This window comes from Methylobacterium sp. Leaf93, from assembly GCF_001422345.1.
In the GTDB taxonomy this organism is placed as follows: Bacteria; Pseudomonadota; Alphaproteobacteria; order Rhizobiales; family Beijerinckiaceae; genus Methylobacterium; species Methylobacterium bullatum.
Genome location: NZ_LMMS01000001.1, coordinates 710473 through 724257, shown reverse-complemented (window position 1 = coordinate 724257; position 13785 = coordinate 710473). Strand labels below are relative to the sequence as shown.

Sequence of the window (13785 nt, the reverse complement as noted above, 5' to 3'; positions counted from 1 at the left end):
CTTGCTTCGTATCCCCTCGAATGGACCGCACCATGCTCCGTGAGATCGTCCTCGACACCGAGACCACCGGAACGGATGCCAAGAACGGGGACCGGCTGATCGAGATCGGCTGCGTCGAGCTCATCAACCACATCCAGACGGGGGTGACCTTCCACCGCTACGTCAATCCGACACGGCCCGTTTCACAGGGGGCGTTCGGCGTTCATGGTCTCTCCGACGCGTTCCTGGCCGACAAACCCGTCTTCTCGGCGATCGCGGATGATTTCGTCGCCTTCTGCGGCGATTCCCCCCTCGTGATCCACAACGCGCCCTTCGATGTGGGCTTCCTCAACATGGAGTTCGCCCGGCTCGGCGAAGGCGGACCGCCGCAGATCGACCTGGGGGCGGTGGTCGACACGCTGCAGATGGCGCGGCGCAAGCATACCGGCGCCTCCAACAGCCTCGATGCGCTCTGCGTCCGCTACGGGATCGATACGACGCGGCGCACCAAACACGGGGCGCTCCTCGACGCCCAGATCCTGGCCGAGGTCTATATCGAACTCCTCGGCGGCAAGCAGACGAGCCTCGGCCTCGCCATGGTCGAGACCACGGAGCCGGCCCGGGCCATCGCCTCGGGCGACGGACCCATCGCCGCGGAACCGCGCCGATTGCGTAATCGTTTGGACCCTCTGGAAGTGAGTCAGCACGCGGCTTTCGTCGCCACCCTCGGTTCCAGTCCGATCTGGCGCGACTACGTCAGCGAGAACGACGCTGAGTGAAACCCGTTAGGTGCAATGCAATAAAAGACATATTGCAATGCAATAGAACCAGCCTACATCTTTGCACATCGAGTCGGCGCGGAGGCGAATCAGCCCATCGTCGATGCGGGATGTCTGTGTATCCAGCATCGATCGGATCCGTTGGCCCCTCTCCCAACACCCAAGAAAGCGATCATGCGATGGCTGATCACCCGAACCGGACGCGTATGGACGATCTCGTCGAGGCGACCAAACTGACGGGGGCGGGCCGCCTGCAGGAAGCGGCCGATCTCATCCAGCGCGGCCTTTTCGGCCGGCACGATGCCGAGACTTCGGGCCGGATGGTCCAAGTCGGAGGCGGCGAGGCCGCAAAGCCCGCGCATCCGACGGCCGGATCGATGACGGAGGGCCTGCAGGACCATCTGCGCGAGGCTTTGGATCAAGTGGCGCGGAAGTTCGGGCTGACTTCGGCATCCGGGCAGGCGGGTCAGGGCGTGGTCGCGCCCGGATCGGCGCCGTCGGGATTCTCCGGGTTCGATCCCACCAACCTGTTCCGGGACGGCAACGTGCCGATTCCTCCCGCTGGCGAGGGGACTTTCACCGAGCATGCGTTCGCCAACGACGCGGGCGCCCGCGACTACAAGCTCTACGTTCCGAGCAGGACGGTCGCCCAGCCTCCCCTCCTCGTCATGCTCCACGGCTGTACCCAGTCGCCGGACGATTTCGCGGCCGGCACCGGCATGAACCGTCTCGCCGAGACGGAGGGCTTCCTCGTCGTCTATCCCGCCCAGAGCACGAGGGCTCACGGCCAGCGTTGCTGGAACTGGTACCAGCCCGGCGACCAGGGACGCGGTTCCGGCGAGGCCGAGATCATCGCGGGTCTCACCCGCGCGGTGATGAGCCAGTACAAAGTCGATGCACGCAGGGTTTATATTGCAGGCCTCTCGGCCGGTGGCGCTGCTGCCGCCAACATCGCCCTGGCCTATCCCGACCTCTATGCCGCCGTCGGCGTGCATTCAGGTCTCGCCGCCGGTTGCGCCGGGGACGTGTCCACCGCGCTGACGACCATGCGTCTGGGGCCGTCGGGGTCCGTGGCGATACCGCTGGCGGAGACCATGCGGGTGCCGACCATCATGGTCCATGGCGAGAGTGACGGCACCGTCCATCCGCGCAACGGCGATCAGGTTCTCCTCCAGGCCGGCGTCGAGTCCCTGCAGCCGTCCGTCTCGGAGGGAACTGGCCCCGGCGGCCTCGCCTATATCCGCACGCGCTATGCCGACGAGTCCGATCGCGTGGTGGTGGAAAGCTGGGTGGTGCGCGGCCTCGGCCATTCCTGGTCGGGCGGTGACCCGGCGGGCAGCTACACCGATGCACGTGGCCCGGATGCGTCACGGGCCATGGTCGACTTCTTCATGGCTCACCGTCTGGACCGGCCGCGCCACTAGACCTGCACCCGACCACGCTGGGTCGGACGCAATTCTAGATCTTTGTGTGCCGCGCTCTTTGTCGCCGGACCGGCATCCACTTCGGCTGAGAGCGCTCGTCCGCCGGTCCGATCAAACGGCGACGTTGTCGATGAGCCGCGTCGAGCCGAGATAGGCGGCGACCAGGACGCGGGTCGGTCCCGTGGCGTGCTCCACCGGGGCCAGCGTGTCGGCATCACACACGCTGAGATACTGGATTGTGCTGAAGCCGGCCTCGATCAGCCGATCGGTCGAGGCGGAGACGAGCACCGAGGCTGCGTTTCCCGCTCTCAACCCTTCGGCGATGGTCGCCAACTCGCGGTGGAGAAGGGGCGCGATCCGCCGTTCGTCCGCATCGAGGTAGCGGTTGCGCGAGGAGAGGGCGAGACCGTCCTCCTCCCGCAGGGTCGGCACGCCGCCGATGGTGACGGGGATGTCGAGGTCGCGCACCGCGCGGCGGATGACCTGCAATTGCTGGAAGTCCTTCTCGCCGAACAGGGCGGTATCGGGCTGGACCTGATTGACGAGCTTCGTCACCACCGTGGCGACGCCGGAGAAATGGCCCGGCCGAAACGCGCCGCACAAGCCCTCGCTGATGCCCGCCACCGTGAGACTGGTGGAGAAATCCGTCGGGTACATCGTCTCCACGGTGGGAAGGTAGGCGGCATCGACGCCCGCCTCCGACAGGAGCGCGAGATCGGCCTCGGTGTCGCGCGGATAGCGCGAGAAATCCTCGCTCGGCCCGAACTGCGTCGGGTTGACGAAGATGCTGACCACAACTCGCTCTCCCAGTTCCCGCGCCCGGCTCACGAGGGAGAGGTGGCCCTGATGCAGGGCACCCATGGTGGGCACGAGGACGACACGGTCGCCCGCTGCCTTCCAGTCGCGGATGCAGGCCCGCATGGGGGCTACGGCGTCGACCCGGACCGGGGTGACGGGCGAGGCTTGGCTGCTCATCGAGGCTCTTCGGCAGGACTCTGAGGGAGGTCGGATCGTTCTCCGACTATCTCAACTCGGCGCCGGAAGGCCAGATGCCGCGAGCGGCCGAGGTCAGTTGCAATAGGGCAGCAGGGACCGACCGAAGGGATCGTCGACGCCCAGCGCCGGCTTGAACCCGTAATAGCTCGGCTTTCCGAGCCCATAGGTCGATCCGACATAGCTCGGATCGTCCGGCGCATCGGTGGGAATGGGCACGCTTCTCGGGATGCAGGCGACCCGTCGGGGTCTCGCACGCTCCCGTCGCGGCGTGCTGTCCTCGTCCGCGCGCGGGAAGTAACGCGGCGGCGGCTCGGCTCCCGGAACAGGGCGGTTGGCCTCCACGCCGTAGGGGGTGGACCAGCGCTCCCGCGCATCTGCAGCCCGGGCCGGGTCGGACGAGACGGACGCGACGAAGCCTGTCGCGACGAAACTCGCCGCGATCAGCACATTCGCGGCATGACCTCTTGCTGTCTCGCGCCCTCGGCTCATGTCATCCCGCCGCGTGCCCCCGTCGCCGGGAGCCCTGTGGATGGGCGTTCACCGCCCAACTCACCGTCCGTGGACGAGGCTCGAAAGTCTCAGAACAGGGTGAACGAAAGGTTACCGCCGCAAAGTCCGACCATCGAGATCCGCCAGCTGGGTGACCGGCTCGGCGGAAGGCCTGTCGATTTTGAACGGCTTCGACAGGTTGCCGGCTAATTGAGCCAGGTCCGGCGTCGCCTCCTCGGCTCGGCCATAGAGCGACGCGTCGAGGGCCGAGAGCGCCTTGGCGATGACGGGAGTGGAGCGCCAGAGCCGCGCGAGTTCGGGTTCGCGCTCGAAGACCGGGTCGAGGGCGGCGCGGAAACCCGGTCCGTCGCCGGCCTCCGCGTGGCGTGCGAGCTCGCGGCGTGTCGCACGGTCGAGGCGCAAGGTCCGCGAGCGTCTCGGAACGCCAAAGCCGATGAGGGCGAGGCCGAACCCGAAAGCGCCCACGGCCGCAGCCGCCACCATTATCGGCGAGGCCGGAGCGACGGGTTTGGCGTCCTCGTCCCGATCGGGCAGGCCTCCGCCGATCTGGCGGGCCGGGATTTCCGCTTCGCGCAGGGTCCGCGAGACGGTGTCGAACCAGGGGATGGAGATCGCATCGAGCGGGACGATCTCGGTGACGGCGGGGCGCACGTCCCATTGATAGGTCGCCCGCGCCACCGGCCCCGTCGGCGTGATGATCGTCTCGCGGGTCACGGGACCGGCGAAGGTGAGGATACCGCGCGTGCGCATCACTGGCCTTGGTGGCAGCCCTTCGGCCACCAGCCCCTGCGCCTCCAGGGTGACGATGCGTCTCGTGGTCTCGCCGATCTTCACCGTTTCGGGGTCGGGGCTCCAGGAATCGGTGATGGTCACGTCCCGCGCCGGCAGCCACCACGGCTCCTTTACGTCCGGACCGCCCACCGGTTTCGTCCAGGTGGCGACGGGCAGCGAAACCGGGACGGAGGGAACGTCCACCACCTTGCGGGTGCCGCCATCGTTGATGGTGAGGCGGTGGATGAACGGGTCGATGGTGAAATCGCCCGGATGGTGCGGGAAGATCGCGATGGTGCGGTCGAAGGCCACCGCCACCTGTCCGTCCGGCAGGCGGGTCTTCGACCAAGTGTCGCGACCGAGCTGGGTCCAGCTGAAATTCGCCAGCGACGGCTGGACCACCTCCTCCAGCAGGATCGCCTGCCGGTAGACGCCGCGAATGTGGAGCAGCACCATCTCTCGCGAAAACGGCGCCGCGTTTCCGTTGAGCTCCGGCGTCACCGTCAGGGTGAGGTCGCCGGGGGAGATTTCGGCATGGGCCGGAGCGGCGAGGAGCAGGAGCGCGCCGAGCATGAGGATGCCGCGCCGGGCGTGATCCCTCCCCCCTTTGTGGGCTGGAAGGTCATGATCGGACAGCGTGAGACGTTCCCCTCTCCCCGCACGCGGGGAGAAGGCCGCGACGACCCCGTCGTCGGCGCGGCGAGGCGGCAGCCGAGGGTGAGGGGGCTCGTCCGAAGGAGTCGCTTTCGGACGAGCCCCCTCACCCTCGCTCCGGCTTTCGCCTCCGCTTACCGAAGGCACGACGAGGTGCCTTCGGCCCTCTCCCCGCGAGCGGGAAGAGGGGGGATACACCGGCATCTCTCCGCTAAAGCTCACCATGGGTTGCTTCCCGCCGGGACCGCCGTGCCCGCTTCCACACGCACCGCCTGCTCGGCTTTCAGGCGCAGCTTGAGATACCGGCCCGGATCGTCGGGCAGGGTCTGGAGCCACAGGCGGTCGGGGCGGATCTCGTGCGCCTCGAAACTCTTCGTCACGCGTCGCGCTTCCCGCTCCGGGGCGGCGGCGACCATGGCGGAACCGGCGCCCGTGCGGCCGCGGCCGGCCGCATCGCTGGCCGAGCCTCTCGCTTCACCTTTGCCGGAATCGACCGATTGCTGCTCGGCCTTGCCGCGCCGCGCTACCTTGCTGTTGCCCGGCGTCGAGGAGGAGGTGCCCCCCTCCTTGTTGCCGGCCAGTCCCTCACCGACGGAGGAGGCCTTCATGTCGTCGTTCGGGTCCTGGTTCGACGTCTTGTTGTAGCGCGAGCCCACCGTCGCCGTGGCATTGGCGAGGCCCCCGCCCTTGCCCGGATCGCCCGGCCCCTCGGCGACGAGGCGGGCGACGAGGGAACGATTCGCCTGTGCATCCGCATCGCGCGGGTTGTATTGCAGGGCGACGTCGTAGGCGTCGATGGCGCCCTGGTAGTCGCCCGAACGCGCCAGGGCGTTGGCGAGATTGTAGGCGTTGCGCCGGCCGCCGTTGCGGAAGATGGCGATGGCCTCGTCGTAACGCCCCGCCTCATAGAGTGCCGGCCCGCGCCAAGCCGGATCGGCGAGGATCACGGCGGCGGCACCGGGCAGGCCGAGGCCCATCAGACTGCGACCGAGCGTCGTGCGCGGCTCGGAGAGCAGGGTGAGGCCGAGAATGCCGGCACCGGTCAGGGTAATGCCGGCGATCCTCGCCCAGCCGGTCCAATGGCTGGGGAGAGGAAGACGATCGGACAGGGAGAGACGCGCCGTGCTCATCAGGCGCTCCTGCGGAACAGGACGAGGGCGGGAAGCAGGGCGAGCAGGATCAGCCAGCGTCCGAGATCGGCGAAGGCGAGCACGGTGTAGCCGCCCGCCGCCAGATGCTGCGCCGTGCTGGCACCCACGATGTCGAGGAGGGCGGCGGGCCTGTCGAGATCGACGGTCACGCCATCGCCCGCGCCGGTGACGCGGTCGAGGGCCGCCCGGTCGGGTTTCGGCGAACCGTCCGGCAGGGACTTGGTGGCCGGCACGAACACCGCATGGAGATGCCAGCCCTTGCTCCGGATGGCATTGGCCTCGCGCAGGGCCGCATCGCCGATCCCGTCGCCGTCGGTGACAAGGACCACGTCGCCGGCGATGACCCCCGCTTCTTCCAAGGTCCGGCGCGCGATGGCGAGGCCGCGCTCGGGATGGGTGCCGCGATCGGGCACGGTGTCGCCGTCGAGGGCGAACAGAACGAGGCTTAGGGCGTCGCGATCCGTGGTCGGCGGGGCGGCGAGATAGGCATCGCCGGCATAGACCACCACGGCGACACTGCGGGTGCCCGCCGCCTGGGCCACGCTGTCGGCGATCTGCCGGACCTCCTTGAGGTGCCCGCCCTCGGCCACGGAGCGCGAGAGATCGATGACGACCACCGTCGCGTCGAGGTTGCGGAAGGTCGCCGCGTCCGGGCGCTCGATGGCCGGTCCGGTGAGGGCGAGGGCGATGATCCCGGCCGCGATGGCGGCGGCGAGGTTGGCCTGGCGCCGCCCGCCGAGGACGGCCCCCCGCGTCTCGAGGAAGGCCATCAGGCCGGGATCGACGGCCTTCGCCCAATCCCCCATCGGGGCCGAGCGCCAGGCCGCGCGCAGGGCGAGGACGAGGATGACAGGAATCGCCAGGAGCCACCAGGGCCGCAGGATGGCGAAGGACAGAAGGGCGCTCATGCCTTGCGCCTCGCCGCCAGCAGGCCCGCCGCGCAGAGCAGGGCGAGGCCGGCGGGCCACGGCCACAGATCCTGCCGCAGGGGGACCGGGGGAGCCTTGGCCCGGCCTCCCTCGATGGCATCGATGGAATCGGCCATGGCGAAGAGGTCGTCGGTGGTCTTCACCCGGAAGAAGGTGCCCCCGGTGAGAGTCGAGATATCCCGCAAGGTCTCGGCATCGACCACATCCTGCTCGCCGTCGGCATTGGACATGTCGCGGGGGCCGAGCGCGATGGTGTGGACCTTGACGCCGAGTTCCTTGGCCAAGGCCGCCACATCGCGCGGCGTGGTCTGGCCCGCATTGTTGGCGCCGTCCGTCATCAGCACCACCACCTTCGATGTGGCCTGCGGGATGTCGGACGCCTCGCCGGAGGTCGCCGGCACCAGCCGCTTGAGGGCGAGGCCGAGACCGTCGCCGATGCCGGTGGAACGGCCGACGAGGCCGATCGTCGCCTCGTCGAGGGCGCGCGCCACGGTATTGGTGTCGAAGCTCGGGCTCGCGGCCACGTAGGATTCGTTGGCGAAGATCACGAGGCCGATCCGGTCCCCGGCCCGGCGGCGGATGAAGTCTGTGCCCACCCGCTTCACGGCGGTGAGCCGCGTCACGGTCTCGCCGTCGATGGCGAAGTCGCGTCGCTCCATGCTGCCGGACAGATCCATCACCAGCATGATCTCGCGGCCCGAGGCCGGAAGCGCAGTGGCGGGCAGGACGAGGCGGGGTCCGGCGAGCGCCGCCACCAGGGCGGCCCACAGGGTCCAGATCAGGAGCGAGCGCCCGCGCCCGCGCGCCGCCACGCCGTCCCCCCGGGCGGAGCCCATCACGACGGTGGCCGGAACGCGCAAGGCGCCGCTCGATCCCATCCGTTCGGGCGGCAGCAGCCGGGCGGCGAGAAAGGGCAGCGGCAGGAGCAGCAGCGCCAGGGGCGCGGCGAGATCGAAGGCCGAGAGGAAAGCGGTGAACCAGGCTGGCATCGGCTCAGGCCCTGATCCGCGCGAAAAGACGGCTGAGTTCGGAATCGAGGGTCTCGACGTCGGCCGGGCAGGAGCGCCGGTACAGGCCCTCCGTCAGGACCCTGCCGGCGCCCTTGCTGAAGACATCCGTGGCGAAGAGGCGGTCGAGGGTGGCCGCCCAGTCGCGTCCCTGGGTCGAGGCGGCCTCGTCGCCGGCGAGCGTCCGGGCGAGGCGCCGCAGCAGGCGGGCCTGCGCGATGAGGCGTGCCTCCGGGGGAAGCGCCCGCGTCTCGGCGAGGCCGCGCAGGGCCGAGGCCCGCACCGAGGCTTTCGAGCGCGCGCGCATCAGCCTCACGAGGCCGACGAAAAGGGCCGCGACGAAGCCCAGCGCGATGGCCAGCACCACCTCGCCCTGCGCGCCGCTGCCCGCATCGGCCGGGAGGTGCAGGCCGCGCAGCTGGGTGAGATCGGTGGGGGAGGCGAGCGGGTTCACGCGCTACAGCACCGCATCGAGACGTTCCATCAGCGGGGCATAGGCCTCGGGGCCGGCCTCGGCATCGAGGCGCAGGCCTTCGATGCCGCGCCGCGCATAGGCGATGAGCCGGTCGTCGGGTGCGCCCTCCGCCATGGCGGCGGAGCGCCCGACCTGCACCGTGCCGCGCTGCCCATCCGGCGTGGCGAACGGAAAGAACCCCGCCGGCTTCCTGCGCTCGAACGCGTCGCTGACGAGGACGAGGCGGATCGACAGGCGTTCGGCCAGCACGGTGAGCAGGTGGTCGAACTCGGGCCCCGGTGCGTCCAGCGCGCTGCCAATGACGAGATGGCCGCCGGAGGGAAGCAGGCTCGCCGCCACGGTGAGGCTGCGGTCGAGGGGAGGGTCTGTCCTGTCCGAGGCCGCGAGAGCCTGGGCATGGGCCATGGCGAGGGCACCCGTCACCGCCGTCATGGCCCGCTCGCCGCCGCCGGGACGGACCACCACCGGCTCCCCCGAGAAGGCCGCCACGAGGCCGACTCGGCCGCCATCGCCGACGATGCGCCAGCCGAGCAGCACCAGGGCTTCGGCCGCCGCCACCGAGCGCAGGGCGCGGCGCGTACCGAACAGCATGGAGGGGCGGAAATCCGCCAGCAGCACCACGGCGCGGTCGCGCTCGTCATGGTGGGTCCGCACGTGGAGGATGCCGGTGCGGGCGGTGGCGTTGCGGTCGATATGGCGGCGGTCGTCGCCCTCGGACCAGAGCCGCACGTCGTCGGGCTCCGATCCGCGTCCGCGCCGCCGCGTGACGATGCCGCCGGGAAGGCCCGCCAGGGTGCGGGTGGCCGGCGAGACCCCGCGCCGCGCAAGGTGGCGCAGACCCATCAGGGCTTCGCCCGAGAGGTGGATGCCGGGTCCGTGCGCGGAACCTGTCGTGGGGTCGGGATTGGACGCCATGGCTGTCTCTACGCGACCATTCCGCCTCAGAGCGCCCGGACCCGCTGGACGAGGCCCTTGATGATGCCCCGCGCGGTCTGTCCCTCGGCGGCGGCGCGCCAGGTGAGCCCGATCCGGTGCGCCAGGGCGTCGGCGGCGAGGTCCGAGATGTCCTCCGGGATCACGTGGTCGCGGCCGCGCAGATAGGCCCGCGCCTTGCCGGCGAGCATCAGCGCCAGCGTCCCGCGCGGGGAGGCCGGATGCTCGATCGAGGCGCGGAGATCCGGGGCGGCCTTGTCGGTGCGGGTGCCGGCCACGAGCCGCACCAGATAATCCTTGAGGGCCGACGAGACGTGGACATTGAGGGCCGCCGCGCGTGCGGCGCGGATTTCCGCCACGGTGAGCGTCACCGCCATCGCCTCGGCATGGTGGTTCAGTTCGCCCTCGACGAGGTCGAGGATGCGGCGCTCGGAGGCCTCGTCGGGCATCTCCACCACCACGTGGAGGAGGAAGCGGTCGAGCTGGGCTTCCGGCAGGGGGAAGGTGCCCGCGTGCTCGATGGGGTTCTGGGTCGCCACCACCATGAACGGGTCGGGCAGGACATGGGTGTGACCGGCGACCGTGATCTGGCCCTCGGCCATGGATTCCAGTAGCGCCGACTGGACCTTGGGCGGGGCGCGGTTCACCTCGTCCACGAGGATCAGCGAATGGAACAGCGGGCCGGGCAGGAACTCGAAATCGCCGGCATCCTGGCGCCAGACGGTGGTGCCGGTGAGATCGGCCGGCATCAGATCGGGCGTGCACTGGATGCGGGCGAAGCTGCCGTCGAGCCCGTCCGACAGGCGCTTGACCGCGCGGGTCTTGGCGAGGCCGGGCGCACCCTCGATGAGGAGATGGCCACCAGTGAGAAGCCCGATGAGCAGGCGCTCCACCAGGGTCTCCGCGCCGATGAGCCCATGGCTCAACCCATCGCGCAGGGCGAAGACGCGGGCACGCAGGGCCTCGTCGGCGACCGGCACCGTCGAGGTGGCGGGACGCGTGGCCAATGTCGCATTACTCATGAGCGGGTCATGATCGTGGCAGGGCCGGCGTACAGCACCATGCGCGTCTCCTCGGGCGGATTCTTAAGAGATCCCTATGTCGATCGGGTGTGCATGCAGCGGAGCACCGGCGTCAATCCCGTGGGACGTTTCCCGTGAAACACGAGGGTGAGATCGGGCAGAATGCCCGACCACCGGGATTTCATGAAGTCGAGTGCATGCAGAGCGGATTTCTCTGCCGATCCGAAGGATTTAAGCAGGATTTCGGCGTTATGTCGCATCCCGTGCGACGTCGGTGGAAACCGAGGGCCAGCCTCCCGGTTTCCGTCCTGACCCAGCGGGCAGACTGGAGCAGACCATGAGTACAGACCTCTTCCCCGGCTTCAGCGCGGACTGGATCGACATTCCGGAGGGCCGTTTCTTCGCCCGCAGCGGCGGTCGTGAGGATGCGCCTCCGGTGATCCTCCTCCATGGATTTCCGCAGACTCATGCCTGCTGGCACCGCATCGCCCCGGCTTTGGCCGAGACCCATCGAGTGGTCTGCCTCGACCTCAAGGGCTACGGCTGGTCGGAAGCGCCGAAGGGCGATCCCCGCCACGACGTCTATTCCAAGCGCCGCATGGGCCGCGACGTGGTGGCGGTCATGGAGCGGCTCGGCCATGTCCGCTTCGCGCTCGTGGGTCACGATCGCGGCGCGCGGGTGGGCTACCGCCTCGCCCTCGACGAGCCGGGCCGGATCGAGCGCCTCGCCCTCCTCGATATCCTGCCGACCCTCGTTCAGTGGGAGCGGATCGAAGCCGATCCCGACGTGTCGTCGCATTGGGCATCCCTGGCCCGGCCGGCCCCCGGTCCGGAGGAGGGGATCGGTCGCGATCCGGTCGCCTATTTCGAGAGGCTCCTCCGGCAATGGAGCAATGCCCGGAGCCTCGACCCCTTCGCCCCGGAGGCGGTGCGCCTCTATCGCGAGAACTGGACCGTGCCCGAGCGCATCCACGCCTTCTGCGAGGATTACCGCGCCGGTGCCACCCGCGACCGCGAAGCGGATCTCGACGACCTCGCGGCGGGCAAGACCCTGTCCTGCCCGACCCTGATCCTCACCGGGGACGGCTATCTCGACCACTCGCACGAGACCCCGCTGGCGGCCTGGCAGCGCACATTCGCGCCGAAGGCCGAGGCCGTGGACATCCCCTCCGGCCATTTCCTGGCGGAGGAGAACGCTCCCGAAACCCTCGAAGCCCTGCGGGCCTTTCTCGACGGCTGACGCGCGAAGCGTCACCGTTTCGTCATGGGCCGGCGACATGCAGCGCCCATGACCGCGCTCCTCGCCTCGCCGCTTCCCGAATTCGTCAATTCCGCCATCAGCCTCGTCGTCGCGTTCGTCCTCGGCACGATGATCGGGGCCGAACGGCAATATCGCCAGCGCACGGCGGGCCTGCGCACCAACGTGCTGGTGGCGGTGGGTGCTGCGGCCTTCGTCGATCTCGGCATGCGCCTCGAAGGCACGCGCGGCGCGGTGAGCACGGTCGCCTACGTGATCTCGGGCGTCGGTTTCCTCGGGGCCGGCGTCATCATGAAGGAGGGCATGAACGTCCGCGGCCTCAACACCGCCGCCACCCTCTGGTGCTCGGCGGCGGTGGGAGCTTTCGCCGGGGCGGACTTTCCCCTGGAGGCCTGTTTCGTCACGGCGGCGGTCCTGTCCGGCAACACCCTGCTGCGGCCCCTCGTCAACGCCATCAACCGTGTCCCCATCGACGAGAGCCAGACCGAGGCCACTTACGAGGTCCAGGTCACGGTGCAGGCGGAGCATGCCGGCCCCGCCCGCGACCTCCTCGTGGAACGGCTGGAGGCGGCACATTACCCGGTCGGCGGTACCGAGGTGGTGGAACGTGGAGAGGAGACGGTGGAAGTGGTGGCGACCCTGGTGGCGACGGCGGTGGACTCCGCCGAACTCGACGCGGTGGTGGCCGGGTTGGAGCGCGACGGGCGGATCAGCCATGCCACCTGGTCGGTCCAGACCGCCGATTGAGCGCGTCCGCCGCCATTGCCGCCGTGAGGAAAAGACCAACCTAGGCCCGTGACGCCGGGCTCATTCCGGCGGCGGAGGGCCCTGACCATGACCGGAACACGCAGGAACGCATTGATCGTCGGGGCCTCGCGCGGCCTGGGCCTCGGGCTGGTGGAGACCTTCCTCCAGCGCGGCTGGGCCGTCACCGCAACGCAGCGCTCGCCCTCCGGCGGATTGGCCGCTTTGGCCTCCGACGCGCTCACCATCGAGACCGCCGATATCGACGATGACGGGGCGGTGGCCGCCCTCCACGACCGGCTCGCGGACCGGCGCTACGACCTGATCTTCGTGGTGGCCGGCGTGGCCACCCAGGCGCACGATCCCGCCCACGAGGTCCCGCGCGAGGTCGCCGCGCAGGTCTACCTGACCAATGCCATCAGCCCGATCCGCTTCGCCGAGCTGTTCCGCGACCGGCTGGCGGGCAATGGCCTCATCGCCTTCATGAGCTCCGTCCTTGGCAGCGTCTCGCTCAACGAGAGCGGCGGATGGGAGACCTACCGGGCGAGCAAGGCGGCGCTGAACACGCTGGCGATCAGCTTCGAGATCCGTCACCGAGACGAGGGGTTCGGCGTCGCCCTCCTGCATCCCGGCTGGGTCCGCACGGAGATGGGCGGCGAGGAGGCGGATCTCGACGTTGGAACGAGCGTCGCCGGTCTCGCCGACGCCATCGAGGCCCGGCTCGGCAAGCCCGGCATCGCCTATCTCGACTATACCGGCGCGACCCTGGCCTGGTAGGCGCTCAGCGCCGGCCGTCGAAGGGGCGACCGCGCCGCTCCACCACCACCGGCGGGCGGGTGCGGCGCTCGACGATGACGGTACGCGGCGTCCGGCTCGGGCCGCCGGCGGTGAGGATGCGCTCGGAGATCCGCTCGGGCTTCGGCTTCTCGGCGGCGAGCACGTGCGGGCGCACCTCGTCGAGGGGGAGACCGATCAGGCCGGCGGCGATCTCGACCTGCTGTTCGAGATCGTCGGCGAGATCCTGCGCGGCGGCGATCGCCTCGGGGATCGTCGGCGGTTCGCGCCGGACACGGATCGGCGGCAGGTCCTGGAAGGATTTCGGCGTCTTCTTCACGACTCGGCCCGCGCTCCACACCGGTCGAGGATAGCGCGA

The 13785-nt window shown here is 69.7% G+C and carries 15 protein-coding genes; 5 read left to right on the top strand and 10 right to left on the bottom strand.

The window, feature by feature from the left end; all coding sequences use genetic code 11:
- Positions 1-32: 32 nt before the first annotated feature.
- Positions 33-758 carry a DNA polymerase III subunit epsilon gene (gene dnaQ, locus ASF26_RS03145; protein ID WP_056249840.1) on the top strand — a complete coding sequence of 242 codons (726 nt, stop codon included), beginning with the start codon at positions 33-35 and terminating at the stop codon, positions 756-758.
- Positions 759-937: 179 nt separating this feature from the next.
- Positions 938-2182, top strand: coding sequence for a PHB depolymerase family esterase (locus tag ASF26_RS03140; protein ID WP_056249344.1), 1245 nt, complete (start codon positions 938-940; stop codon positions 2180-2182).
- Positions 2183-2293: 111 nt separating this feature from the next.
- Here the strand turns inward: ASF26_RS03140 and panC are convergent, their stop codons facing one another.
- From panC to ASF26_RS03095, 9 genes are all read right to left on the bottom strand, one after another.
- Complete coding sequence (gene panC / locus ASF26_RS03135; RefSeq protein ID WP_056249340.1) at positions 2294-3157, bottom strand: pantoate--beta-alanine ligase; 864 nt, start codon at positions 3155-3157, stop codon at positions 2294-2296.
- Between the two features lie 93 nt (positions 3158-3250).
- Entirely contained in the window at positions 3251-3667 is a 417-nt protein-coding gene (locus tag ASF26_RS03130; protein ID WP_244475798.1) for a hypothetical protein, read from the bottom strand.
- A 111-nt stretch (positions 3668-3778) separates the two neighbouring features.
- The gene (locus tag ASF26_RS03125; RefSeq protein ID WP_056249337.1) at positions 3779-5032 is read right to left on the bottom strand and encodes a BatD family protein; all 1254 of its coding nucleotides are present in this window, start codon (positions 5030-5032) and stop codon (positions 3779-3781) included.
- Between the two features lie 299 nt (positions 5033-5331).
- Complete coding sequence (locus ASF26_RS03120; RefSeq protein WP_056249333.1) at positions 5332-6243, bottom strand: tetratricopeptide repeat protein; 912 nt, start codon at positions 6241-6243, stop codon at positions 5332-5334.
- Positions 6243-7172: a vWA domain-containing protein gene (locus ASF26_RS03115; RefSeq protein WP_056249329.1), complete on the bottom strand. Its 930-nt coding sequence runs from the start codon at positions 7170-7172 to the stop codon at positions 6243-6245. Before ASF26_RS03115 ends, ASF26_RS03120 begins: the two co-directional genes overlap by 1 nt.
- Entirely contained in the window at positions 7169-8182 is a 1014-nt protein-coding gene (locus ASF26_RS03110) for a VWA domain-containing protein (RefSeq protein ID WP_056249326.1), read from the bottom strand. The genes ASF26_RS03115 and ASF26_RS03110 overlap by 4 nt, the downstream gene beginning before the upstream one ends.
- 4 nt (positions 8183-8186) lie before the next feature.
- Positions 8187-8654 carry a DUF4381 family protein gene (locus ASF26_RS03105; protein WP_056249322.1) on the bottom strand — a complete coding sequence of 156 codons (468 nt, stop codon included), beginning with the start codon at positions 8652-8654 and terminating at the stop codon, positions 8187-8189.
- 3 nt (positions 8655-8657) lie between these two features.
- Positions 8658-9518, bottom strand: a complete 861-nt coding sequence (locus ASF26_RS03100; RefSeq protein ID WP_244475812.1) for a DUF58 domain-containing protein — start codon at positions 9516-9518, stop codon at positions 8658-8660.
- A 98-nt stretch (positions 9519-9616) separates the two neighbouring features.
- Positions 9617-10630, bottom strand: a complete 1014-nt coding sequence (locus ASF26_RS03095) for an AAA family ATPase (protein WP_056249315.1) — start codon at positions 10628-10630, stop codon at positions 9617-9619.
- Between the two features lie 337 nt (positions 10631-10967).
- On the opposite strand from ASF26_RS03095, the gene ASF26_RS03090 reads away from it, so the two are divergent.
- From ASF26_RS03090 to ASF26_RS03080, 3 genes are all read left to right on the top strand, one after another.
- Complete coding sequence (locus ASF26_RS03090) at positions 10968-11870, top strand: alpha/beta hydrolase (RefSeq protein WP_056249314.1); 903 nt, start codon at positions 10968-10970, stop codon at positions 11868-11870.
- 48 nt (positions 11871-11918) lie between these two features.
- Positions 11919-12635, top strand: a complete 717-nt coding sequence (locus ASF26_RS03085) for an MgtC/SapB family protein (RefSeq protein ID WP_056249310.1) — start codon at positions 11919-11921, stop codon at positions 12633-12635.
- Between the two features lie 87 nt (positions 12636-12722).
- Complete coding sequence (locus ASF26_RS03080) at positions 12723-13409, top strand: SDR family oxidoreductase (protein ID WP_056249306.1); 687 nt, start codon at positions 12723-12725, stop codon at positions 13407-13409.
- Between the two features lie 4 nt (positions 13410-13413).
- On the opposite strand, the gene ASF26_RS03075 is transcribed toward ASF26_RS03080, so the two are convergent.
- Positions 13414-13746, bottom strand: a complete 333-nt coding sequence (locus ASF26_RS03075; protein ID WP_200925877.1) for a hypothetical protein — start codon at positions 13744-13746, stop codon at positions 13414-13416.
- Positions 13747-13785 lie beyond the last annotated feature (39 nt).

Coding starts and splice junctions, on each gene's coding strand:
- ASF26_RS03120 (WP_056249333.1), bottom strand. CDS start 6,243: ATGAGCACGGCGCGTCTCTCCCTGTCCGATCGTCTTCCTCTCCCCAGC.
- ASF26_RS03085 (WP_056249310.1), top strand. CDS start 11,919: ATGACCGCGCTCCTCGCCTCGCCGCTTCCCGAATTCGTCAATTCCGCC.
- ASF26_RS03125 (WP_056249337.1), bottom strand. CDS start 5,032: ATGCTCGGCGCGCTCCTGCTCCTCGCCGCTCCGGCCCATGCCGAAATC.
- dnaQ (WP_056249840.1), top strand. CDS start 33: ATGCTCCGTGAGATCGTCCTCGACACCGAGACCACCGGAACGGATGCC.
- ASF26_RS03080 (WP_056249306.1), top strand. CDS start 12,723: ATGACCGGAACACGCAGGAACGCATTGATCGTCGGGGCCTCGCGCGGC.
- ASF26_RS03130 (WP_244475798.1), bottom strand. CDS start 3,667: ATGAGCCGAGGGCGCGAGACAGCAAGAGGTCATGCCGCGAATGTGCTG.
- ASF26_RS03095 (WP_056249315.1), bottom strand. CDS start 10,630: ATGAGTAATGCGACATTGGCCACGCGTCCCGCCACCTCGACGGTGCCG.
- ASF26_RS03115 (WP_056249329.1), bottom strand. CDS start 7,172: ATGAGCGCCCTTCTGTCCTTCGCCATCCTGCGGCCCTGGTGGCTCCTG.
- ASF26_RS03090 (WP_056249314.1), top strand. CDS start 10,968: ATGAGTACAGACCTCTTCCCCGGCTTCAGCGCGGACTGGATCGACATT.
- panC (WP_056249340.1), bottom strand. CDS start 3,157: ATGAGCAGCCAAGCCTCGCCCGTCACCCCGGTCCGGGTCGACGCCGTA.
- ASF26_RS03110 (WP_056249326.1), bottom strand. CDS start 8,182: ATGCCAGCCTGGTTCACCGCTTTCCTCTCGGCCTTCGATCTCGCCGCG.
- ASF26_RS03140 (WP_056249344.1), top strand. CDS start 938: ATGGCTGATCACCCGAACCGGACGCGTATGGACGATCTCGTCGAGGCG.
- ASF26_RS03100 (WP_244475812.1), bottom strand. CDS start 9,518: ATGGGTCTGCGCCACCTTGCGCGGCGCGGGGTCTCGCCGGCCACCCGC.